Below are 21130 nucleotides of genomic sequence, written 5' to 3'. Positions count from 1 at the left end.
AAAACTGTCTTCACGGTTTTGCCTCATTCGGACATAATTTCTCTCACGACTGCGCGTATAATTACTGAATCAATAATATTTAAACCGCCGGCAGAATTCAGGTTGCTTCGATGAGCCAGAGACCTCCCATTGCGCCCCGCAGTCCGCGCGCGGCGCTCGAGCCCGAACAGGTGCCGCAGCCGCCAAAGCATTCGCAGCGCGCACGAAGCACGCTCGTTGTGGTCGGGAACGCGATCTTTACGTTCCTGATTGTCGCAATGTTGCTGGCTGGCGGCGTCTTCTTCTACGGCAAGAAGACGATCGAGGCCAAAGGCCCGCTGGCGGAAGACAAGGTCGTCAACATTCCCCCGCGCGCGGGCATGACCGATATCGGCGACATCCTTCAGCGCAACGGCGTGATCACGGCCGACCGCTGGACATTCATCGGCAGCGTCCTGGCGCTCAATGCGCGGTCGGGTCTGAAGTCCGGCGAGTATCTGTTCCAGAAGAACGCCAGCCTGCGCGACGTCATCGGCACCATTGTCGAAGGCAAGGTGGTGCAGCATTCCATCACCATTCCGGAAGGCCTGACGTCTGAGCAGATCGTCGCCCGGCTTCAGGAGAACGATATTTTCGCGGGCTCGCTGAAAGAGCAGCCGCGCGAAGGCACACTGCTGCCCGACACCTACAATTTCCCGCGCGGCACGCCGCGCGATCAGGTGATCCACCGCATGCAGCAGGCGCAGAAGAAGGTGCTTGCCGAAGTCTGGGCGCGCCGCAATCCCGACATTCCTGTCCGCTCGCCCGAGCAACTCGTCACGCTGGCGTCCATCGTCGAAAAGGAAACCGGCCGGGCCGACGAGCGCAGCCGCGTCGCCGCCGTTTTCACCAACCGTTTGCGTCAGCGGATCAAGCTTCAGTCCGATCCGACCATCATTTACGGCCTGGTCGGCGGCAAGGGCACGCTCGGCCGGCCGATCAAGCGCAGCGAGATCACGCAACCGTCGCCGTACAACACCTATGTGATCGACGCACTTCCGCCGGGACCGATCGCCAATCCCGGCCGCGCATCGCTCGAAGCCACCGCCAATCCGGCGCGGACCCGCGATCTGTTCTTCGTAGCGGACGGCACCGGCGGCCATTCGTTCACCGAAACCTACGACCAGCACCAGAAGGGCGTCGCCAAGCTGCGCGCGATGGAGCGCCAGCAGCAGAACGACACGGTGGATGCCGACGACCAGCCTCCGGTTGCTGCTGTGCCGGCGCCCGCAACAGGCGCGCCTGCGGCGGCTCCCGCCAAGCCGAGCGCGCCTCCGAAGGCCGCTCCGAAGGCCGCAGCCCCGAAGGCCTCGGCGCCCGCCAGCATCATCGCCAACGAGCCGGTGGCGGACGCGGCCTCGCGCAAACGCACCGCAAAGCGCGCCCCGGCTGCGGCACCCGCCGAGCCGGAGCCCGAAGAAGAGAAGACGCAGTAGCGCGGCCCTCTCTTGCGTGCCTTGCCGATTTCAGGGACAAGCTCAGTCCTGACGTGAGCCGGTTGACCGGCTCGCAATCTGCATTGTTCTGAACACCAGAGACGGAGACACTTTCGCGATGGCGCTGTCGAGCATGACCGGCTTTGCGCGAAGCCACGGCACCAGCGGACCCTATGCGTTCGAATGGGAATTGAAATCGGTCAACGCCAAAGGCTTTGATTTCCGGCTACGGGTGCCCGCAGGGTGGGACGACGTCGAGACCGCAGCCCGCAAGCGCGCCACCGAACTGCTGTCGCGCGGCACCGTCTACGCCAACCTCACAGTGAAACGCACCGGTGCGGCGTCGGTCGTGCGCATCAACGAGGACGTTCTGTCCTCGATTCTGAAAGTCGCGGGCGAGATTTCCGCGCGCACCGATGCCGTCGCGCCAAGCGTCGATGGATTGCTCGGGATCAAGGGCGTCCTCGAAGTCGTCGAGCCGGAGAGCGACGAGACTGAAATGCAGACCGCACGCGCCGCCGTCTCGGCGTCGTTCGAGCAGGCGCTGCAAAGCCTGATCGACATGCGCAAGCGCGAAGGCACATCCCTCGGCCAGATACTGACCCAGCGGATGGACGAGATCGAACGTCTCGCGCAGCGGGCGGAAGCGGCGCCCGGCCGAAAGCCCGAGGCGATCCGTGCGCGGCTCGCCGAGCAAATCGCGGTATTGCTTGAGACATCGGATCGCTTCGACGCCGACCGGCTCAGCCAGGAAGCGCTGATGATCGCGGCCAAGGCCGACATTCGCGAAGAACTCGACCGCATCGCCTCGCATATCGCGCAGACCCGCGAACTGCTCGGCAAGGGCGGGGCGGTGGGACGGCGTCTCGATTTTCTGGCGCAGGAATTCAACCGCGAGGTCAACACCACCTGCTCGAAGTCGAACGATATCGAACTGACCAACACCGGGCTTGAGATGAAGAGTGTTGTCGAGCAGTTTCGCGAGCAGGTCCAGAATCTGGAGTAAGCGGACATGGCGGCGGGGGGCACCTTGAGAGACGGTGAGCGGCGCGGGCTGATGTTCGTGCTGTCGTCGCCATCGGGCGCAGGCAAATCCACCCTGGCGCGTATGCTGATCGACAAGATCCACGATCTGCGGATGTCGGTGTCGGTGACAACGCGCGCGAAGCGTCCCGGCGAAGTTGACGGCGAGCATTATTACTTCATCGACAAGCCGAAGTTCGACGCCATGGTGAAGGGCAACGAACTGCTCGAACATGCGCCGGTGTTCGACAATTTCTACGGCACCCCGCGCAAGCCGGTGGAGGATGCGCTGACCTCAGGTCAGGATGTGCTGTTCGATATCGACTGGCAGGGCACGCAGCAATTGCGCGAGAAGGCCCGCGCCGATGTCGTCAGCGTTTTCATTCTGCCGCCGTCGGCAGCGGATCTTGAGAAGCGGCTGCATACCCGCGCGCAGGATTCGGATGAAGTTATCCGCGGCCGCATGAGCCGCGCTAGCCACGAACTCAGCCACTGGGCGGAATACGACTACGTCGTCACCAACAGCGATCTCGACGAGGCGTATTCGCAGGTCGTGACCATCCTTAAGGCCGAGCGGCTCAAGCGCGAACGCCAGACCGGCCTGTCGGCCTTCGTCCGCGAATTGCAAAAGCAATTGGACAAGTAAGCGGCGGGTTGTGCCCGCCGCTTATGAAGCAGGCAGCTTACGCCGCCGAACGCTTCGAGGCGCGCGACAGCAATTGCTCGATCTCGTCGGCGGTATCGTCCAGCATGCGCGGCTCTTCCAGCACGCGGGGCTGGGGCAGGGCGTGCGCGTGGTTGAGCGGTATCACGAGCGGTGGATTGTCCTGCAGAAGTGTCTCGTTGGACACGTTCAGGTCCCAGATTGGGCGGCGCTGACCGTAGGTGCGGTCGTCTTCACGCGGCTTCGGCCGGAAGTACTTGAACAGCAACGGGCCGAGGATCGCGGCGAGCGCCAGCACGCCGACGAGAATGCTCAACAGTATCCTGATAGACATGCCCTCGGTTTCCGCAGCGGCCGTGGATTGCTGTGGTTGCGGCGACGCTGCGCCTGTCGTCATCGCAGGCGCGGGCGACGGGGCCGGCGTTGCAGCGGCGGTGGCGAGACGCTCCGCCGTGAGAGCCGGAGTTGCTTGCGCAGGTTGCGGCATAGCGGCGGGCTGGTCGCTGGCAGTAGCGGCTGCGGCTGGGTCGGGCCAGCGCGTCGCGACGTTCCAGCCTTGCTTGTTTGCGCCCGGAGCAGGAGCGGGCTGTATCGCAGCCGCTTGGTTATCGTTGCGGACATCGGCGTTGGCGGAAGGGCCCGGCATCGGCGGCCACGTTGTTTCCGCAAGCGACGGATCTTCATCCGGCGTTCCTGCGGTCAACTCCGCCCGCGCATTCGCAATGGATTTTTGCATCGGCTTCTTCGCGGCGTCCTGCTTTGATGCAGGCGCGATCTGTGTCGGAGGAGGCACATCCTTTTCAGCGGTGTCTGATGACGTTGGCGCAGTCGCCGCTGTCTTTTTCGTCTTCGCGCCCGCCTCTCCGAGATACCAGCACTTGCGCTTGGTGCCTTTCTCGACGCGGTAATACCAGTGTGCGCCCGCCGGTGTCGTGGCTTTTGGACCGGCGAGGCACTCGTCGGCGGCATTGGCGGCGCTTCCGGATGCCGCGCTGGCGGCGGTTCCCGCTGCCGCACTGGCGGGATTTGCCGATGCCGATGTGATGCCGAAAGTTGAAACGCAGCCGGTGATGGCGGCAAAAGCAATTGCGGCGGTGCGGTTTGACATTCTGTCCCCCTTACGCAACACGAACTCATTCTCGCGTTAGCTTCTCGGTGACAAGTTGGGTCGGAATAGGCCGCAAATCCGGACAGGCTAAGGCTTAATTCGGGCGGGCGCGCAGGCGGCCATTTGCTCAATTCTGGCTGGCATTCGGGAACCTGCATGGCGTAACGAGAGCATGTGCTGCGCGTCGCGCTGAATATTTGAGGACTCGATCGTTGATCCCCTGGACCCTGCTGGATACCGCGCAAATTCCCGGCGGCGGCGAGCTTCGCCTGATGCGCCGCGGAACTGAATTCTCCATCAAGCTCGGCCAGAACGAACTGATGAACAGCCGCCTCAGCGGCTCGGAGCAGGCGCTGGCCACGCTCGCGTGCAGACGTATCCAGACACGCGAACGGCCACGCATGCTGATTGGCGGTCTCGGCATGGGATTTACGCTGCGTGCGGCGCTTGCCGTGCTTGGCTCCAAGGCCGAGATCGTTGTCGCCGAACTGGTGCCGTCCGTCGTGGCGTGGGCGCGAGTCGAGATGGCGGAGATGTTCGGCAGCAGTCTGACGGATCCGCGCGTCACGATCCGCGAAGAGGATGTCAGCCAGATCATCCGGTCCGCACGTGCGACTTACGACACCATCCTGCTCGACGTCGATAACGGCCCGGAGGGCCTGACGCGCGAGTCCAACGATGCGCTGTATGATCTGAAAGGGCTGACTGCGGCGCGCGCGGCGCTGCGGCCCGGCGGCGTTCTGGCCGTGTGGTCGTCAGGACCCAACCCGCGTTTTACCCAGCGGCTGCGCAAGGCCGGCTTCGATGTGAACGAGGTTCCGGTTCGAGCCAACGGACCACGCGGCGGCGCGCGCCACGTGATCTGGACTGCGGTTCGGCCCGATTAGTCCGATGCTGGACGTCAGTTTTTCAGCATGATACGGCCGACGACCTTGCCGGCGCGCAACTGATCGATCCACTTCTGTGCATCGGCCATCGGCTCTTCCTGCATCGGCGTCGGCTTGATCTTGCCGGAACGGGCCAGCGCCATCAGCTCATGGCTTTCCGCGAGCGTGCCGACCATGAAACCTTCGATGGTCATGCGCTTGTAGATCCATTGCACCATCGGCACGCTGAAGTTTCCGCCCATCAGGCCCGACACCACGATCTTGCCGCCGCGCGCAAGCACCGCCATCGCGAATGCCATGGACTTCTCGTTGCCCGCGAAATCGACCACTTCATCGAACCCGCCGTCGGTTTCCTTCAGGATGCGCTTGACGATGTCGGCTTCGGACGGATCGTAGGCCACCGATGCGCCGTTCTTGAGCGCGGTCTCGCGTGCGGCGGGGCTCAGGTCGGCCACCGAGATTGGCTGCTTGAACATCGCACCGGCAAACGAAAGACCCATCATGCCGACGCCGCCAAGGCCGATCAGCAGGATGTTGCGCTGGCGCGGACGATCGACAAGGCGCTTGAGCGCGCCATAGGCCGTGACACCCGAGCACATCAGGGTCGCCGCGATGTTGACCGGCAGCGGATCGTACTCGAGCAGATACTTCGCATCCGGCACCAGAACGTGGGTGGCAAAGCCGCCGTCGATCGAGACGCCGAGGAAGCGCTGCTTGGCGCACAGGTTTTCGTCGCCGTTCTGACAGTCGCGGCACTGGCCGCAGCCGATCCAGGGGAAAACGGCGCGCTTCGCGCCGATCAGCGCCTTGTCCACATCGGGACCGACTTCATCGACGACGCCTGCGATCTCATGCCCGAGCGTAAACGGCAGAACCATGCCGCGTGTGGTGTCGAGCTTCTTGCCGCCGCCCAGATCCGCATAACCGTCCTGGATGTGCAGGTCCGAATGGCACAGGCCGCAGCGCTCGATGCGCACCAGAACTTCCCGGCCTTGCGGCTTCGGGGTCTCCACGATGGTTTCGCAGAGCGGAGCATCGAACTTCACAAGAGATTGGCGGCGCATCTGGGCCATTGGGCTTTCTCCGTTACGGTGTTTTTGATTTTGCGGCTGCTATATCAGCCAATTCGCGCGCCATGGCAACAAAGCCGGACACCGGAATAGTCTCGGCCCGGCGGGTCGGTTCGACGCCTGCCGCGGCGGCAAGGGCGGCCGGATCGGCGCCGAGCGATTTGAGGCTCTGCCGCAGCATCTTTCTGCGCTGGCCGAATGCCGCCGCGGCGACCCGCTCCAGCGCACGCCGGTCGCAGGGCTCGGGCGCGGGGCGCGGGATCAGCCGCACCACGGACGACGTGACTTTGGGCGGCGGCACGAAGGCGCCGGGCGCGATATCGAACAGGATCTTGGTTTCGGCGCGCCAGTTCGCCAGCACGCCGAGCCGCCCATAGGCATCGTCGTTTTCGCGCGCAACGATGCGCTCGGCGACTTCGCGCTGAAACATCAGCACCATCATGTCGTACCACGGTGGCCACGGCTCGGCGCACAGCCAGTCGATCAGCAATACGGTGGCGATATTGTAGGGCAGATTGGCGACGATCTTGGCGCGCTCGCCGTTGAGGTGCGGGCTCGGATCGAATGTCATCGCATCGTCGTTCACGATGGTGAGGCGGCCGGGGTAACGCTGCGCGATTTCCTCAAGGGCAGGGATCGCGCGCTCGTCGCGCTCCACAGCGATCACGCGCTTGACGCCCTGTGCAAGCAACGCGCGGGTCAGCCCTCCGGGGCCGGGGCCGATTTCGACAATGGTGGCGTCTTCCAGCGGTGCAGCTGCACGCGCGATGCGTGATGTCAGGTTGAGATCGAGCAGGAAATTCTGGCCAAGCGATTTGCGCGCGGAGAGTTCAAAGCGGCGGATTACGTCGCTGAGCGGCGGCAGGTCGTCGATGGCGGTCATGTGCTTGATGCCGCCGCCATTTGCGCGGCAAGGCGAAGCGCCGCGATCAGGCTGGACGGATTGGCGCGGCCGGTGCCTGCGATATCGAATGCGGTGCCGTGATCCGGCGAGGTGCGGATGAACGGCAAGCCCAGCGTAACGTTGACGCCGTCGTCGAATGCGATGGTCTTGATCGGGATCAATGCCTGATCGTGGTACATGCAGATTGCGCAATCGTAGGTTTTTCGCGCGGCTTCGTGAAACATCGTGTCGGCTGGCAGCGGGCCGCGCACGTCGATGCCGTCCTGCTGGAGTATGGCAACGGCCGGTGCGATGATCGATTGATCCTCGGTGCCGAGGGTGCCGTCCTCGCCGGCATGCGGATTGAGCCCGGATATCGCAAGGCGCGGGCGGGCAATGCCAAGCCGCGCTTTCAAGTCCGCCGCGACGATGCGTCCGGTCCGAACAATCAGATCGCTGGTGAGTTGCGCGATGGCGTCGCGCAGCGGCAGATGGATTGTTACCGGCACGACGGCAAGCTCGTGCGACCACAGCATCATCACCGGATGCGGCACAGTGCCGTTCACGGCTGCGGAAAGCTGCGCGAGAAATTCGGTATGACCCGGGTGGGAAAAGCCCGCGCGATAAAGCACGCTCTTGGCGATCGGATTGGTGACCACCGCGCTGGCGCGTCCGGAAATCACATCCGCGACGGCATGACGGATCGATGCGATGGCCGCCGGTGCGCTGCTGTCGTCGGGATGGCCGGGTTTCGCAGTTGCCGCGATGCCTGTTTTGACGATCGGAAGCGCATCGGCGAAGAGTTCGGCGGCATCCTCGGCGCTCGCATCGGCGACTGCGATAGTTGCGCCCAGCACGCGGGCGCGCTCCGTGATGAACGCGCTGTCGCCGATCAGGTAGAATGCGGGAAGGTCGAGTTCGCGGCGATTCAGCCATGCCGCGATCGCGATATCGGGACCGATGCCTGCGGGCTCGCCGAGCGTCAGCGCCAGCGCTTTGCTCATGGCGGCTCTGATCATGGCAGCGCTGTCGCGGTTGAGCTCATTTATTTGCGTATCTCGATCATCGCGCCCTTGCGGACTTCCTGAAGATACGACTTGGATTTGGCTTCGTACTTCTGGTTGTAAATTTTCTCGCGCGCCGCGCGCTTGGCCGGTGTGTCCGCCTTGGTCGGCTTGCGGCTGCACAGCGCCACCATTTCGACGCCTTGCTTGGTGACTTCCGGCGGAGTCAGTTTGCCCACAGGTGTTTTGTCGAGCAGTTCACGCAAGGCCGGCGGCAGATCCGCCGAGGTCTTGGTCAGTTGATCGCGGATCGCGGCATCGCGCATCGAACGGAACAGCGACTGCGCTTCATCGCAACTCTGGATCCGGCTGCGAAGCAATTCCGCTTCCTTGCGGCGTGCTTCGATGGCGCTCGACGGCGAGCCGCGCGGCACGATCAGGACGATCGGACGAACGAGATACTCGAAGCTTTCGCCTTCCTTGGTGTCGGACGGTTCGATGCCGGCGAGGTCCTTCTCCGGCACCAGCAGGTTCGACTGAAACCGCCCGCGTACCAGGTTGCCCCATGTCATGTCGGCTTTGATGCGGTTTTTGAGCGTCTCGGGACGGATGCCGTGGCCCTCCAACGTTTTCGACAACTGCTCGGGATTCATGCGCATGCGCGACGCCATGTTGCCGTACGCGCCGTCGATGTCCGACGACGACATGTCGAGGCCGTATCGCTTGGCTTCCTTGACCTTGAGCTTGTCGTCGATCAGTTCTTCGAGCGCTTCCTGCCGCGAGACCGCTTTCTGCGTCGTAAGCTTGGTCAGCTTGATGCGCTGCTCGATATCGAAATTGGTAATGGCCTCGCCATTCACCATCGCTGCGACGGATTGCGCCATGACAGTCGAGCCGAAACTCGACACGGCGAGCAGGGCGGCCGCGAGCGAAGCTGTTCGTGCGTAGCGAAGAAAAGTAGCAATCATATTCAAACCCGTCATCAAACCGGTCTCGGCGGAGGCTGGAGATTCCAGCGCGTATTCAGCAACATCAACCCCGAGTTTACGGCGTTAATACGCGCATCCGATGAACTCCCGGCGGTTCCCGTGACTATACGGCGCGCGCCCTGAAACCTGCAAATCGAGTTGGCTGCACCACCCCGCTACCGGAATATTACTGAGCAGCGCTAAACGACGTGCCGCCGATGGTGCGCAGGCCGATCTGCAACATGATGCGGTGATCGGTGACGGGACTCGTGTAGCTCTTCGAGGTATATGCGTAGTCCGTGATGTAGTTGGCTGCAATGATGAAGCAGTCGTCTACGTAGCCCGCGCCGACGATGTACTGATTGATCGTCTGGTTCGAGATGTCGTAGCGCAGTGCGCCTGACAGCATCCAGTTGGTGGCCACCTTGACCGATCCGGTTGCCACGACGCCTTCGCGGCGCGTGAGGAAGCCGAGTTCAGGTTGTGCGTCGTAGTTGCCGTACAGCAGGCTCACCCCGAAGCGGTCGAAATTAGCCCGGCCTTCGAGTTCGAAACGCCGCACAGTTCCCGTTGCCTCGTCGAGTCGGGTGCGGGCGATCAGACTGTAAATTCTGTTGGGCTGATAGGCGATGCGAGCGACATAGTCGGAGCGGGCGGTTTCAAGGCCACTGCCGATGCCGGTGTTGGTGGGATCCTGCACGGCGAACGAGTTCAGGCCGAACAGTTGATAGGACTGTCCGAACAACACATTGACGAAGCCGCCACGGTCGAACTGCGTCGTCGCCTGGACGCCAACGTTGGCGCGGCCGCCGCCTTCGACGCGATCGTAGCCGGAGAATTTATCGACGCGGAACAGATTGCTGTCGTCAAACGTGAAGCTCTGTGCGTCTTCGTTGGGAAGGCGGCCGGCGCTCGGTTCGTTCGGCCGGATGATCAACTGGCCGATCGGTTCGATCGTCGTCGTGCCCCATGGCTGCACGTTGATGAATGGATAGCGATACTCAAGTCCGACCGTCGGCATCAGGCGCGCTGTCTGCGTCGAGCCGATCGGCAGGTAATTGGAAACGCCAGGCTGGTTGTCGATGTTGGCGCTGATCACGTCACCGCGTAGCGACGCGAACGGCGTGAAGATCTGCCCAATGGAATCGGTGAACGACCGGCGCCATTCCACCTCGGCTGTAAGCCGCGTGTAGTCGCCGGGAATACCGCGCAGGAGGCATTGCGATCGGGTTCTCGCCAGCGGGTCGGCCGAGGTCGGCAGGCAATACCCGGCGGCGAATGCTGTCGGGTTGATCGCGTCAAACGAGGCGGTCTGGCGGCTCAGGCTGGTGAAGTTCGCCTTATAGCTGAACTCGCCGCCGAGAACGTTGCGGTTGAGCACGTTGGAATAATCGATCACCGGATGAACGATCGGAATTGTGCTTTGATCGTCGGCGGCCGAATAGCCGAGGAAGTGCATCACGCGCGCGTCGAAATAGCTGCGGTTGCCGACGCCGGTAAGATAGATTTGCGACAGGCCCGTGTCCGGGGTCAGCAGGAACGCGTTGAGCGCGTTCTTGTATGGGCCCAAGCCGTAGTCAAAGAAGAACGATTTATCCGAGACGGCGACCGCATCCCAACCCCAGACCCATTTGTCGTTCAACGCGAACTGGCCTTTGGTATCAATGCCGCCGCGGAACTCGCGATCGCCGGGTTCGCCGTTGAACTGCTTTTGATCGTTCTGGCGAATGCCATAGCCACGGATTTCGTAAGCGCCATTGATCAGGCGCTGACGGAATTCGCCCTGCAACAACAGGCCCTGCTTGGTGGTGTAGCGCGGCGACACGGTCGCGTCGTAGTCCGGAGCCAGCGCGAAGTAATAGGGCACCTCGATGCCGACACCGTAGCGCGTGCTCGACGAATAGTTCGGAATCAGGAAGCCGCTCTTGCGCTTGACCGTCGGGTCCGGCGTCGAGAAGAACGGCAGATACGCGATCGGTTGGCCGAAGAATTCGAGGCGCGCGTCCTCGAAGTACAGCATCTTCTCGGTCTGGTTGTGGATGATGCGCGCACCCTTGACCTGCCACAGCGGCGGTTTCTTCGGATTGTCCTTACAGGCTGCGCAGGCGGTGTAGACGCCGTTCTGGAAAATCGTGACCTCGCCGCCGGTGCGATCCGCGCGCGTCGCCGCCATGCGGGTCTGATCGGCGGTGTCGAGCCGCAGCGAATCGACGAAGCCGTCACGGTAATCGTCCGACAGGTCGAGCAGGTTGGCGTAAGTGATCTTGCCGTCAGGGTCGGTCAGCCGGACGTTGCCTTCGGCATGCAGGCGCTTGGTCTTCTGGTCATAGATGACCTTGTCGGCCTCGAGCGTCGATCCGTTGTAGTAGATCTGGACGCTGCCGACCGCCGAGACGCGCGAATTGTTGTAGTCGTAGTTGACCTCGGCGGCCTGCACGAGCATCTGCCCGTCATTGGCCTGCTGGGCGGGCTTCTGCCTGGGCGGCTTGGGCGGCTGGGGATTGTATCGGAAGGATTGCTGGGCCGATGCGGGTGTCACACCCGCGTTACCGAAGCCGGCTGCCAGGCCAAGCCCCAGAACTGCAGACATGACCAAGCTTTGACGGCGCAAACGAATGCGCCGCCTGAACGCAGGCGTCCGTCCTTGGAGGGCGGCGACAACGGCCACTACCCGTCCTCCTGGTACAGCAAAGCCAAAAATCCCGAGAGGCCGCCCACGCAAACGGGCAACCACGCGGCAGCGAGCGGATGCATCAACTCGGCCTTGCTTAAATCTTCAGTTACTTTCGAGAGGACATAGAGCAGAAACCCTGCTGCAACGCCACTCAAAACCATCTTTTGCACGCCGCCGAAGCGGAAGAACCGCAAACTCACAGCGGCTGCGAGCATCACCATTGCAGCCAATAAAAATGGGCGCGCGATGAGCTTCTGGTACTGCAGGCGGTAACCGGCTGTGGCCTGGCCGGAGTTCTCGGACGACCTGATGTAGTCCGGGAGTTGCCAAAATGACACGGTTTCGGGAGTGGAGAAGCTGTTCCGGACCTGGGCCGGGGTGAGGCTCGTGACCAGTGTGAAGGTATCTTGCTCCTCTGGCGGGCTATCGAGCTTGTACCTGCGTACCTGTTTGAACACCCACTGGCCGGGTTCAAGGGTGGCTTCCTTCGCCTCGATTCGTTCCCTGAAAACGCCGGACGTGTCGTATCTGAATACCGTGATGCCGGTCAGGAGCGCGCCTTGTCCCTGGCTCCGGGCGGCGTTGATGATGCTCTGTCCTTCGCTGGTCGATTGATTGAGCCAGAAGCCTGCGCCATCCGGGTTCGCTGGCGCACCATCGGTGAAGATCTTGGTCTCCATGCTCTTGGCGCGTTCGAGCATCTCCGCCGACATCGGATTGTAGAGCACAGTTGCAAGGACACCGAGGATGAGTGCGCTGAGCAGAGCAGGAGTTATGAACTGCCAGGCCGAGATGCCGGAGGCGCGCGCCACAACGAGTTCAAGCCGCCGCGACAAGGCGAGGAACGACACCATTGCACCGATCAGAATGCAAAACGGCATCAGTTTCTCGAGCGACAGCGGCACGCGAAACAGCGCGGTCTGCGCGACAAAGAGACCCGACAGATTCGGCACGCTTCCGGCGCGGCGCATCAGTTCGATGTAGTCGACGGTAATGACCAGCACGAAGATCGCGCCGAAGGTCATGACCGATGCGATCACGAAACGGGCGGCGAAATAGCGTGCGAGAATTGTCGTCACCATGCGCGCTTCCGCCTCACGCCAACGCCCACCGCCGGACGAGCCGTGCGGTCGCGATAGTCCGGGCGGACGACGGCATTGCCGTCCGGGCAACAGTGGTATCGATCGAGCCCATCGGGCAGTTGTATCCCCAACTCCAGCCGGATTTCGTGAGCGCGCCCAAACCTCTTGCGAAGTTCCCCCAGGCGCGGAATCGAGCTTTCCGGCACATTCTTATTTCATAGCATCCCTTTGATTGGTCAACAAAATGGCCGACCTGAGGCTGGGTGCCAACTGTGGTTAATAAAACATCATCGTTGCTTTGGGGCCACTCCGGGGGCAACCGGCTGCTGCCGTAGGCGGGCTTGATTGCGGCGCGCTTGGCAGCGCACGCCGGAACGCGTCATAGTGCGCCGTCTCATGTCCCGAATCTGAGCGTCCGCCGGATTCTGGTCCCTTTGCTGCGCAAGCCGCGACTATCTGGAGGATTTGCTTATGACCGACGCCGTGAAGGTCGGCTTCGTACCGTTTTCCGCTGCCCCACGCGGCGTTCTGGTGGTGTTCTGCGACGAAACGCTCAAGTTCGGGCCCGCGACGATCAAGGCGCTGGGGCCGGCGGCAAACGCGGTCAAGCGCGCGGCGGCCACAAACCAGTTCAAGGCGAAAAGCGGCTCCACGATGGATATCCTGGCGCCGGAAGGCCTCAAGGCCGGTCGCCTGATCGTCCTCAGCGCCGGCAAGACGGCTTCGCTGAAGGACAGCGACTTCCTGAAATTCGGCGGCAAGATCGCCGCCAAGATCACCGCCGGCACGGAGGCCGTTACGATTCTCGCCGAGCTTTCGTCGGGCGCGATGAAGGGATCGCAGGCCGCCTCGATCGCGTCGGGCGTCCGGCTGCGCGCCTATCGGTTCAACCGCTACAAGACCACGAAAAAGGACGGCGACAATGCGCCGCTGCGCGCGCAGTTCTCGGTTGCGGTCGCCGATGTCGCCGCGGCACGCAAGGCGTTTACGCCGGAGAATCATATTGTGGACGGCGTGCTGGTCGCGCGCGATCTCGTCAATGAACCGCCGAACGTGCTGTTCCCCGCGGAATTCGCGCGGCGTGCAGCACTGCTGCGGAAACTCGGCGTCAAGGTCGAGATTCTCGACGTCAAGGCGATGACGAAACTCGGCATGGGCGCGCTGCTCGGCGTCTCGCAAGGTTCGGAACACGACGGCCGCATGGTCATCATGCGCTGGAACGGCGGCAAGGCCGGTGAGCAGCCGATCGCTTTCGTCGGCAAGGGCGTGTGCTTCGACACCGGCGGCATTTCGATCAAGCCGGCCGGCAGCATGGAAGACATGAAGGGCGACATGGGCGGCGCGGCCTGCGTCGTTGGCCTGATGCACGCGCTGGCCGCACGCAAGGCGAAGGTGAATGTGGTCGGCGCGATCGGCCTCGTTGAAAACATGCCGGACGGCAACGCGCAGCGGCCTGGTGACATTGTTACGTCGATGTCGGGACAGACCATCGAGATCATCAACACCGATGCCGAAGGCCGCCTCGTGCTGGCCGACGTGCTTTGGTATGTGGCGAAAAAGCACAAGCCGAAGTTCATGGTCGATCTGGCGACGCTCACCGGCGCGATCATGGTGGCGCTTGGCGTTGATTATGCTGGCATGTTCTCGAACGACGACAAGCTCGCGGAGCGTCTGACAGCTGCGGGGAAGGAGACCGGCGAGCGCGTGTGGCGCATGCCGCTCGGTCCCGAATACGACAAGCAGATCGACTCGCAGTTCGCCGACATGAAGAACACCGGCAGCCGCAACGGCGGTTCGATCACTGCTGCGCAGTTCCTGCAGCGTTTCGTCGACGATACGCCGTGGGCGCATCTCGATATCGCCGGTACGGCGATGGGGGTTCCCGCGTCGGATCTGAACCGCAGCTGGGGATCGGGATACGGCGTGCGCTTGCTGAACAAGCTGGTGGCGGACAACTACGAGGCGAAGCGCTGAAGGCCCTTCGGCGTCATTGCGAGGAGCACTTGCTACGAAGCAATCCAGTTCTTGCTGTTTCCAAGGCTGGATTGCTTCGCGGAGCCTGTCATCGGGCGGCGCTTTGCGCCGACCCGTTGGCTCGCAATGACGACTTGCAACCTGGCGGCACGCGATGACCGAAGTCCTGTTCTATCATCTGCAAGATACGGCACTTGAGAAGGTGTTGCCGCCACTGCTTGAGAAATCGCTTGAGCGCGGATGGCGCGTCGCTGTGCAGACCGGATCGGAGGAGCGTGCGGAAGTGCTCGACGCGCATCTGTGGACGTATCGTGACGATTCATTTTTGCCGCACAGCACATGGCGGGAGAGCGACGTCGCGAACCAGCCGATCGTTCTCACTGTTGATGACGGCAATCCGAACAATGCCAATGTCAGGTTTATCGTCGATGCTGCGGGTCTGCCCAAGGATTGCGCGACATATGACCGCGTGGTTCTCGTTTTCAACGGCGACGACGATGAAGCTCTCAGCGTCGCTCGCGCGGCTTGGGCGGACGGCAAATCGCGCGGTCTGGATCTGACCTACTGGCAGACCGATGAACGCGGCAAATGGCAGAAGCGGGCGTAAGCCGAAGCACGATGACAATTGCGTAACGCGGCTTCTCTCGCCGTGCCGCGCGCCGGTCCGCGTTAACAATACAGTCTTTTTTCGTTGACCAGACCGGCGGTTAGCCACCATGGTGCCGCAAAGGGGTGGTGGAAGGCCAGACGAGCGCAGTGATCGGCGAGTGTTCCATCTTGTCGCCCAAAGACGCGCAAATGATTCTTTAGGCATTTGCTTTAAGTGATGTCCTGGTTCCGAAACGCGCAGCAAGCGCTGAAGTTGGTGTGAGAACGAATTTGAGCGTCCTGCGTAAAAGCATCCATGTCCGGCAGTTGGCGGCCCTTGTGATCCTGGCCCCCATGATGGCTGGCTGCGGCGGGATTTCCGACTTCTCGCTCAAGGACCAGGAATGGTTCGCGCGGCCCGGCAGGATTTTCAAAGGTGGCAATAGCGCGATTGAAACGCCGCCGCTGAGTTCGTCGAAGGAAGTCTCGCAGAGCGACCTGATTTCGTCAGATGGTCAATGTCCGGGCATGCCTGCAGCCGGCGCGCCTGCCGATGCCAACGCATCGTCGGAAGGTCAGGTCTCCGTGGCTCCGGTCGCGCTGGGGCATACCGAATGCGATGTCGCGCGTGCGATTCCTGTCGCGCCCGACAACGTCAACCTGTCGAACAATGCGCGCGGTGATCGCGTCGCGCTCATTACCTGGCGGAGCGGACCGCGCCCCGGCGCCTATACGTTCACGTCCGGCCGCCTGACGTCGATCGAACGTGTCGATGTGCCGCCGCCCGAGAAGCCCGCGCGCGGGACCAAGAAGCGCTCCTAAATTTTCAGCCTGCCGCTTCATCGTAGGACGAGCTTGCTTCCAGCCACTCGTCTTCCGCGCGTTGCAGTGCATCCGCCGCGCTTGCGCGGGCCTTGGTGAGTTGCGTCGCCTGTTTCGGATCGCGCTTGAACAGATCGGGCAGGGCGAGCGCGGCATCGATCTTCTCGATGATGCCGGTGATCCGCGCGATCTCGCTTTCCGCGTTCGAGATTTTCTGCTTGAGCGGGACGCGTTTTTCCTTGGGACGCTGCGGTTTGTCGCGGCCGTTGCCACGCTCATTGCCGGTGCGGTCGCGGCTTGAAGCGCGCATGCCGCGCGCGGTCAGCACCGAGCGGCGATAGTCGTCGAGGTCGCCGTCGTAGGGCGTCACGGCGCGGTCGGCCACCACCCACAACTGATCGGCGCAGGCCTCGATCAGGTAGCGATCATGCGAGACCATGATGATCGCGCCGGGGAAGTCGTTGATGGCTTCCGCGAGCGCTGCGCGGCTGTCGATATCCAGATGGTTGGTCGGCTCGTCGAGGATGATCATGTTCGGGCCGTAGAATGTCGCAAGCCCGAGCAAAAGCCGTGCCTTCTCGCCGCCGGACAGCGAACTGACCTTCGTGTCCCCAGCCTTGCCGGAAAACCCGATGGCGCCGGTGCGCGCGCGCACTTTGGTTTCGGTCTCGTGCGGCATCAGCCTGCGCAGATGATCGTAAGCCGAGCCCTCGAGATCGAGTTCGTCGGTCTGATGCTGTGCGAAGTATCCAACCGACAGCTTGTCGGCGCGCACGACCTTGCCGGAAAATGGTGGCAGCTTGCCGGCGAGCAGTTTCACCAGCGTCGATTTGCCGTTGCCGTTGGAGCCGAGCAGCGCGATGCGGTCATCGTCGTCGATGCGCAGCGTGACGTTATTGAGCACCGGCTTTGCCGGATCGTATCCGACCGACACGCCGTCCACTGCGATGATGGGCGGCGACAGGATTTTGTCAGGCGTCGGAAACGTGATCTCGCGAACGTCCTGCGTCACGAGAGCCGTGACCGGCTTCATCCGCTCCAGCATTTTCACGCGCGATTGCGCCTGCTTTGCTTTCGAAGCCTTCGCCTTGAAGCGATCGACGAACGCCTGCAACCGCTTGCGCTCGTCCATCTGCTTCTTGGCATGCTTGGCGTCGAGCATCTCGCGGGTGGCGCGCTGTTCCTCGAACGACGAATAGGTGCCCTTGTAGAGCGTGAGCTTGCCGCGATCGAGATGTAGGATCTGATCGACGGACGTATCGAGCAGGTCGCGGTCGTGGCTGATGACAATCACGGTGCGTGGATAGTTAGCAAGATGATCCTCGAGCCAGAGCGTGCCTTCGAGATCGAGGTAGTTGGTCGGCTCGTCGAGCAGAAGAAGGTCAGGTGCCGCGAACAGCGTCGCCGCCAGCGCCACGCGCATGCGCCAGCCGCCGGAGAATTCCGAGCACGAGCGCAACTGATCGGCGGCGGAGAAACCGAGGCCGGAGAGAATGGCCGCGGCGCGGGCCGGGGCGGAATGCGCGTCGATGTCCACGAGCCGGGTCTGGATGTCAGCGATGCGGTGCGGATCGTGGGCGGTGTCCGCCTCATGCAGCAGCGCGGCGCGTTCTAGATCCGCCTTGAGAACCACGTCGATCAGGCTCTCCGGGCCATCGGGCGCCTCCTGCGCGAGGCTGCCCACGCGCCAGCGCGGCGGAATCGAAATTGAGCCGGTTTCCGTCGGCAATTCGCCCCGAATGGCGTGAAACAGCGTCGATTTGCCGACGCCGTTGCGGCCAACGAAGCCAACGCGCGCGCCCGGCACGATTTGCACCGTGCTTTGGTCGATCAAAAGGCGTCCGGCGATCCGGATGGAGATGTCATTGATGGAGAGCATAGCGGGCTTTTACGAAACAGGCCGCCGAACGCAACTGCTTTGTCAGGTCGAATTGTGACGGATCGCGGCGCTTTTGGCGTGCGCGACCCGGCTATTGGAGGAAACGCGCTAGCGCGTTTGCATGTCCGGCACCAGCGAGGGAGCCTTTTCGCCATCGAGCTCGGGCAAACGTGCGATCACCGCGCGCAGGCGCTGCGACATGTCCGGCGACTCGCGATTGAGCGCATCGCGCAGCTTTTCGCCGATGCCTTGCCAGACGGCCTCGCAGTGGATGTGATCAAGATGGACATCAGGAGCGTTCAATCGAGTCGCCATGATCTATTCCAATCCGGCTGTTCCAATTCGCTTCAAGTTCTAATCAATACCACGGGATAATGCGGTGGCCGTGGATGAGTTCGCGCCTTCTTCGCGCATGGTTTGAAATCGGTAAAAATCTAATGCCGGGAACCGGGAACTTGCGATGAGGACGAAGAAAGCCCCCGAACAGTGTCACCTGCCGGGGGCCTGAAGTCTGGGAGAAGCGGATTGCGATCTGCTTAGTAGCAGACGTTCACCACGCGATAGCGCAGGCCATACGGCGTATCGACCAGGCGCTTCACGTAGCAGCCGCCGTAGCCGCCGCCGTAACCGCCGGCGAAGAAGCCGTACCCGCCACCCCAGTGGCCGTGGCCGTGATGGTGACCATGATGATGGTGATGATGCCAGCCCTTGCCCTTGGCTGAAGCGGCGGTGGGAAGCATGGCGGTGGTGGACAGAGCAGCGACAGCAGCCAGTCCAAGAACGAGTTTGCGCAACATGACAAGTCTCCTTCGGTTTGGCGCGGGGCGCCTTGATGTGTCCCTGCATGTCTGTCGATGCGTGCCCGCGGATGGTTCGATCCGCCGGTGCGACAAAAAAGACCGGCCGCTTTTGGCGGCCGGTCAAGTCCGGGAACCGGATTCGGAGAAGTCCGGGAAGCTTGATCAGTAGCAGCGATTTACCAGCCGCTCCCGATAGCCGTAGGGCGTGGGAACCAGGCGGCGAACATAGCAGCCGCCGTAACCGCCACCCGCAAAGTAGCTCGGAGCGCCCCAGCCGCGACCGCCCCAGCCACGATGATGATGGTGGTGATGACCGCCATGCCAGCCGCTATGTCCACCGTGCCAGCCGCCGTGTCCGCCGCCACCCAAGACACCGACGCTGCGCCATTCCCGCGCCGAGGCAGCGGAGGGCGTCAATGCAGCCGCACCGAGAGCTGCTGCCGCGATGCATACAAGTGCGAGTTTGCGAAACATGTCATCTCCTTGAGTTCACTGCGAGGCGTGGGCAGGATTCGCGAAACCTCGCTGCTCTCATAAAGTTAGACCCGCGATCCTGAACCTGACCGTGCTGGCCGGGTCAGTCAGCGTTCATGTTGATGAAATCGGAGTAAGCCTTGGAAGTAAGCCTTGGCATGGGTTGATAAAATCGAAGCAGGGCTTGGCAGGAGCGCGCTGCGGGGGTATCGGGGGCGTGATGTCGTCCATCCCGGGCGGGCTCTGGTATACCAGCTTGCCGTCGCATCACCGCGCCGTTATAAGCGCGGCAACCCTTCCAACAGACCTGCTTTCCAAGGACAGTTATCATGGCGATTGAGCGCACCTTTTCGATTATCAAGCCGGACGCGACCGCGCGTAATCTGACCGGCGCCGTCAACGCCATCATCGAAAAGGCCGGACTGAAGATCGTTGCGCAAAAGCGCATCCTGATGACCCGCGCCCAGGCCGAGACGTTCTACGCCGTGCACAAGGCGCGCCCGTTCTTCGGCGAACTGGTCGATTTCATGATTTCCGGCCCGGTGGTGGTCCAGGTCCTCGAAGGCGAGGGCGCCATCCTGAAGTATCGCGACGTGATGGGCGCGACCGATCCGTCGAAGGCCGCTGACGGCACCATCCGCAAGGCGCACGCCAAGTCGATCGGCGAGAACTCGGTGCATGGTTCGGACGCCACTGAGACCGCGGCGATCGAGATCGCGCAGTTCTTTGCAGGAAATGAAATCGTCGGCTGAGGAACAGCCGCACTAAATTGGCCGGGGGGCCGTTGACGTGAACTGGATTGCGCAGATCTTCGATCCCGCCTCCATCGGCGGCCTCATCACTCAGTTCGAGAGTGAGATTCAGCACCCCCAGTTCTGGGTCGCCCTGACCAAGATCATCTGGATCAACGTACTGTTGTCCGGCGACAACGCGCTGGTGATTGCGCTGGCGTGCCGCGGACTGCAACCCAGTCAGCGCGTATGGGGCATGGTGCTGGGTGCGGGTGTCGCGGTTTTCCTGCGCATCATCTTCACCTTCATCGTCGTGACGCTGATGACGATTCCGTTCCTCAAGCTGATCGGCGGACTGGCGCTGATCGTCATCGCGGCGAAACTCCTCGTGCCTGAAAAGGAAGACGAGGATGGCGTGCAGGCCGCGGCCCACCTGTGGGCGGCGGTGCGCATCGTCGCCATCGCCGACATCATCATGAGCCTCGACAATGTCATCGCGGTCGCCGCCGCCGCCAACGGCAGCATTGTGCTGATGGTGCTCGGCCTTGCGATCAGCATTCCGATGATCGTGGCCGGCGCCGCGCTGATCATGGCGCTGCTCGACCGCATGCCGGCCCTGATCTGGCTGGGCGCAGCGCTGCTGGGCTGGATCGCGGGCGAGGTGATCGCCACCGATCCCGCCGTTGTGCCCTTGCTGCACAGTGCGCTTAACGGCCACGTCGTGCTCGATCTCGATACCACCTCGACGATGTTCGGCTTCGCCAGGCATCTCAAGTTCGATGGCGAGATCGGCGAGATCGCGCTCGCACTGCTCGGTGTGATCGTGGTGCTGGCGGTGGGGTCGATCTGGCGCCGCCGCGCGTTGCGCGAACACGAAGCGGCTGCCGCGGCTGCATAGCGATTGTAACAAATTCTTGAGGTCGTCCCGGCGAAGGCCGGGACCCATCAGCCCTGTCGACGTTATCTTACGAAGATATGTTCAACACCCACGCTCAAATGAGGGGCCGGTGGTTATGGGTCCCGGCCTTCGCCGGGACGACGCTGT

20 protein-coding genes are annotated in these 21130 nt (G+C 62.5%); 9 read left to right on the top strand and 11 right to left on the bottom strand.

Features of this window, described 5'->3' with window-relative positions:
- Window positions 1–110: 110 nt before the first annotated feature.
- The 3 genes from mltG to gmk all read left to right on the top strand — a co-directional run bounded on the left by mltG (window position 111) and on the right by gmk (window position 3123).
- The gene (gene mltG / locus HNQ36_RS06485) at window positions 111–1454 is read left to right on the top strand and encodes an endolytic transglycosylase MltG (protein ID WP_184083213.1); all 1344 of its coding nucleotides are present in this window, start codon (window positions 111–113) and stop codon (window positions 1452–1454) included.
- Window positions 1455–1572: 118 nt separating this feature from the next.
- Window positions 1573–2460, top strand: a complete 888-nt coding sequence (locus HNQ36_RS06480; protein WP_184083211.1) for a YicC/YloC family endoribonuclease — start codon at window positions 1573–1575, stop codon at window positions 2458–2460.
- Between the two features lie 6 nt (window positions 2461–2466).
- Window positions 2467–3123 carry a guanylate kinase gene (gene gmk / locus HNQ36_RS06475; RefSeq protein WP_184083209.1) on the top strand — a complete coding sequence of 219 codons (657 nt, stop codon included), beginning with the start codon at window positions 2467–2469 and terminating at the stop codon, window positions 3121–3123.
- A gap of 37 nt (window positions 3124–3160) precedes the next feature.
- Here the strand turns inward: gmk and HNQ36_RS06470 are convergent, their stop codons facing one another.
- Window positions 3161–4249 carry a hypothetical protein gene (locus tag HNQ36_RS06470; RefSeq protein WP_184083207.1) on the bottom strand — a complete coding sequence of 363 codons (1089 nt, stop codon included), beginning with the start codon at window positions 4247–4249 and terminating at the stop codon, window positions 3161–3163.
- A 212-nt stretch (window positions 4250–4461) separates the two neighbouring features.
- On the opposite strand from HNQ36_RS06470, the gene HNQ36_RS06465 reads away from it, so the two are divergent.
- Window positions 4462–5136: a spermidine synthase gene (locus tag HNQ36_RS06465; protein ID WP_184083205.1), complete on the top strand. Its 675-nt coding sequence runs from the start codon at window positions 4462–4464 to the stop codon at window positions 5134–5136.
- Window positions 5137–5150: 14 nt separating this feature from the next.
- Here HNQ36_RS06465 and HNQ36_RS06460 read toward each other — a convergent pair whose 3' ends face one another.
- The 6 genes from HNQ36_RS06460 to lptG all read right to left on the bottom strand — a co-directional run bounded on the left by HNQ36_RS06460 (window position 5151) and on the right by lptG (window position 12817).
- Complete coding sequence (locus HNQ36_RS06460; protein WP_184083203.1) at window positions 5151–6209, bottom strand: alcohol dehydrogenase; 1059 nt, start codon at window positions 6207–6209, stop codon at window positions 5151–5153.
- Window positions 6210–6222: 13 nt separating this feature from the next.
- On the bottom strand, window positions 6223–7089 hold the full coding sequence (gene rsmA / locus HNQ36_RS06455; protein ID WP_184083201.1) for a 16S rRNA (adenine(1518)-N(6)/adenine(1519)-N(6))-dimethyltransferase RsmA: 867 nt from the start codon (window positions 7087–7089) through the stop codon (window positions 6223–6225).
- On the bottom strand, window positions 7086–8093 hold the full coding sequence (pdxA, locus tag HNQ36_RS06450; protein WP_184083199.1) for a 4-hydroxythreonine-4-phosphate dehydrogenase PdxA: 1008 nt from the start codon (window positions 8091–8093) through the stop codon (window positions 7086–7088). The genes rsmA and pdxA overlap by 4 nt, the downstream gene beginning before the upstream one ends.
- A 41-nt stretch (window positions 8094–8134) precedes the next feature.
- On the bottom strand, window positions 8135–9061 hold the full coding sequence (locus tag HNQ36_RS06445; RefSeq protein ID WP_184083197.1) for a peptidylprolyl isomerase: 927 nt from the start codon (window positions 9059–9061) through the stop codon (window positions 8135–8137).
- A 187-nt stretch (window positions 9062–9248) separates the two neighbouring features.
- Window positions 9249–11651, bottom strand: a complete 2403-nt coding sequence (locus tag HNQ36_RS06440) for an LPS-assembly protein LptD (protein ID WP_246395298.1) — start codon at window positions 11649–11651, stop codon at window positions 9249–9251.
- Between the two features lie 77 nt (window positions 11652–11728).
- The gene (lptG, locus tag HNQ36_RS06435) at window positions 11729–12817 is read right to left on the bottom strand and encodes an LPS export ABC transporter permease LptG (RefSeq protein ID WP_184083193.1); all 1089 of its coding nucleotides are present in this window, start codon (window positions 12815–12817) and stop codon (window positions 11729–11731) included.
- 471 nt (window positions 12818–13288) lie between these two features.
- Between lptG and HNQ36_RS06430 the strand changes: the two genes are divergently transcribed.
- The 3 genes from HNQ36_RS06430 to HNQ36_RS06420 all read left to right on the top strand — a co-directional run bounded on the left by HNQ36_RS06430 (window position 13289) and on the right by HNQ36_RS06420 (window position 16201).
- Window positions 13289–14791 carry a leucyl aminopeptidase gene (locus tag HNQ36_RS06430; protein ID WP_184083191.1) on the top strand — a complete coding sequence of 501 codons (1503 nt, stop codon included), beginning with the start codon at window positions 13289–13291 and terminating at the stop codon, window positions 14789–14791.
- 154 nt (window positions 14792–14945) lie between these two features.
- On the top strand, window positions 14946–15398 hold the full coding sequence (locus HNQ36_RS06425) for a DNA polymerase III subunit chi (RefSeq protein ID WP_046826523.1): 453 nt from the start codon (window positions 14946–14948) through the stop codon (window positions 15396–15398).
- Between the two features lie 272 nt (window positions 15399–15670).
- A complete protein-coding gene (locus HNQ36_RS06420) occupies window positions 15671–16201 on the top strand; it encodes a hypothetical protein (protein ID WP_184083189.1) in 531 nt (176 codons plus the stop codon).
- A gap of 4 nt (window positions 16202–16205) precedes the next feature.
- On the opposite strand, the gene HNQ36_RS06415 is transcribed toward HNQ36_RS06420, so the two are convergent.
- From HNQ36_RS06415 to HNQ36_RS06400, 4 genes are all read right to left on the bottom strand, one after another.
- Window positions 16206–18080, bottom strand: coding sequence for an ABC-F family ATP-binding cassette domain-containing protein (locus HNQ36_RS06415; RefSeq protein WP_184083187.1), 1875 nt, complete (start codon window positions 18078–18080; stop codon window positions 16206–16208).
- Window positions 18081–18188: 108 nt separating this feature from the next.
- The gene (locus HNQ36_RS06410; RefSeq protein WP_184083185.1) at window positions 18189–18395 is read right to left on the bottom strand and encodes a hypothetical protein; all 207 of its coding nucleotides are present in this window, start codon (window positions 18393–18395) and stop codon (window positions 18189–18191) included.
- A gap of 221 nt (window positions 18396–18616) precedes the next feature.
- Window positions 18617–18877, bottom strand: coding sequence for a hypothetical protein (locus tag HNQ36_RS06405; RefSeq protein ID WP_184083183.1), 261 nt, complete (start codon window positions 18875–18877; stop codon window positions 18617–18619).
- A gap of 165 nt (window positions 18878–19042) precedes the next feature.
- Window positions 19043–19354 (bottom strand): sulfur globule protein precursor, encoded by a 312-nt coding sequence (locus tag HNQ36_RS06400; RefSeq protein ID WP_184083181.1) that lies wholly within the window; start codon window positions 19352–19354, stop codon window positions 19043–19045.
- A gap of 329 nt (window positions 19355–19683) precedes the next feature.
- On the opposite strand from HNQ36_RS06400, the gene ndk reads away from it, so the two are divergent.
- Together ndk and HNQ36_RS06390 are read left to right on the top strand one after the other, a co-directional pair.
- The gene (ndk, locus tag HNQ36_RS06395) at window positions 19684–20106 is read left to right on the top strand and encodes a nucleoside-diphosphate kinase (protein ID WP_184083179.1); all 423 of its coding nucleotides are present in this window, start codon (window positions 19684–19686) and stop codon (window positions 20104–20106) included.
- Window positions 20107–20143: 37 nt separating this feature from the next.
- Complete coding sequence (locus HNQ36_RS06390; RefSeq protein ID WP_184083177.1) at window positions 20144–20983, top strand: YjbE family putative metal transport protein; 840 nt, start codon at window positions 20144–20146, stop codon at window positions 20981–20983.
- Window positions 20984–21130: the final 147 nt, after the last annotated feature.

This window comes from Afipia massiliensis, assembly GCF_014203115.1.
Lineage (GTDB): Bacteria > Pseudomonadota > Alphaproteobacteria > Rhizobiales > Xanthobacteraceae > Afipia > Afipia massiliensis.
Note: the sequence above shows the minus strand (reverse complement) of the source record. Positions and strands in the feature narration are given on the sequence as shown.

Coding starts and splice junctions, on each gene's coding strand:
- ndk (WP_184083179.1), top strand. CDS start 19,684: ATGGCGATTGAGCGCACCTTTTCGATTATCAAGCCGGACGCGACCGCG.
- HNQ36_RS06410 (WP_184083185.1), bottom strand. CDS start 18,395: ATGGCGACTCGATTGAACGCTCCTGATGTCCATCTTGATCACATCCAC.
- HNQ36_RS06415 (WP_184083187.1), bottom strand. CDS start 18,080: ATGCTCTCCATCAATGACATCTCCATCCGGATCGCCGGACGCCTTTTG.
- HNQ36_RS06430 (WP_184083191.1), top strand. CDS start 13,289: ATGACCGACGCCGTGAAGGTCGGCTTCGTACCGTTTTCCGCTGCCCCA.
- HNQ36_RS06405 (WP_184083183.1), bottom strand. CDS start 18,877: ATGTTGCGCAAACTCGTTCTTGGACTGGCTGCTGTCGCTGCTCTGTCC.
- HNQ36_RS06470 (WP_184083207.1), bottom strand. CDS start 4,249: ATGTCAAACCGCACCGCCGCAATTGCTTTTGCCGCCATCACCGGCTGC.
- lptG (WP_184083193.1), bottom strand. CDS start 12,817: ATGGTGACGACAATTCTCGCACGCTATTTCGCCGCCCGTTTCGTGATC.
- rsmA (WP_184083201.1), bottom strand. CDS start 7,089: ATGACCGCCATCGACGACCTGCCGCCGCTCAGCGACGTAATCCGCCGC.
- HNQ36_RS06440 (WP_246395298.1), bottom strand. CDS start 11,651: ATGTCTGCAGTTCTGGGGCTTGGCCTGGCAGCCGGCTTCGGTAACGCG.
- mltG (WP_184083213.1), top strand. CDS start 111: ATGAGCCAGAGACCTCCCATTGCGCCCCGCAGTCCGCGCGCGGCGCTC.
- pdxA (WP_184083199.1), bottom strand. CDS start 8,093: ATGAGCAAAGCGCTGGCGCTGACGCTCGGCGAGCCCGCAGGCATCGGT.
- HNQ36_RS06400 (WP_184083181.1), bottom strand. CDS start 19,354: ATGTTTCGCAAACTCGCACTTGTATGCATCGCGGCAGCAGCTCTCGGT.
- HNQ36_RS06425 (WP_046826523.1), top strand. CDS start 14,946: ATGACCGAAGTCCTGTTCTATCATCTGCAAGATACGGCACTTGAGAAG.
- HNQ36_RS06445 (WP_184083197.1), bottom strand. CDS start 9,061: ATGATTGCTACTTTTCTTCGCTACGCACGAACAGCTTCGCTCGCGGCC.
- gmk (WP_184083209.1), top strand. CDS start 2,467: ATGGCGGCGGGGGGCACCTTGAGAGACGGTGAGCGGCGCGGGCTGATG.
- HNQ36_RS06480 (WP_184083211.1), top strand. CDS start 1,573: ATGGCGCTGTCGAGCATGACCGGCTTTGCGCGAAGCCACGGCACCAGC.
- HNQ36_RS06460 (WP_184083203.1), bottom strand. CDS start 6,209: ATGGCCCAGATGCGCCGCCAATCTCTTGTGAAGTTCGATGCTCCGCTC.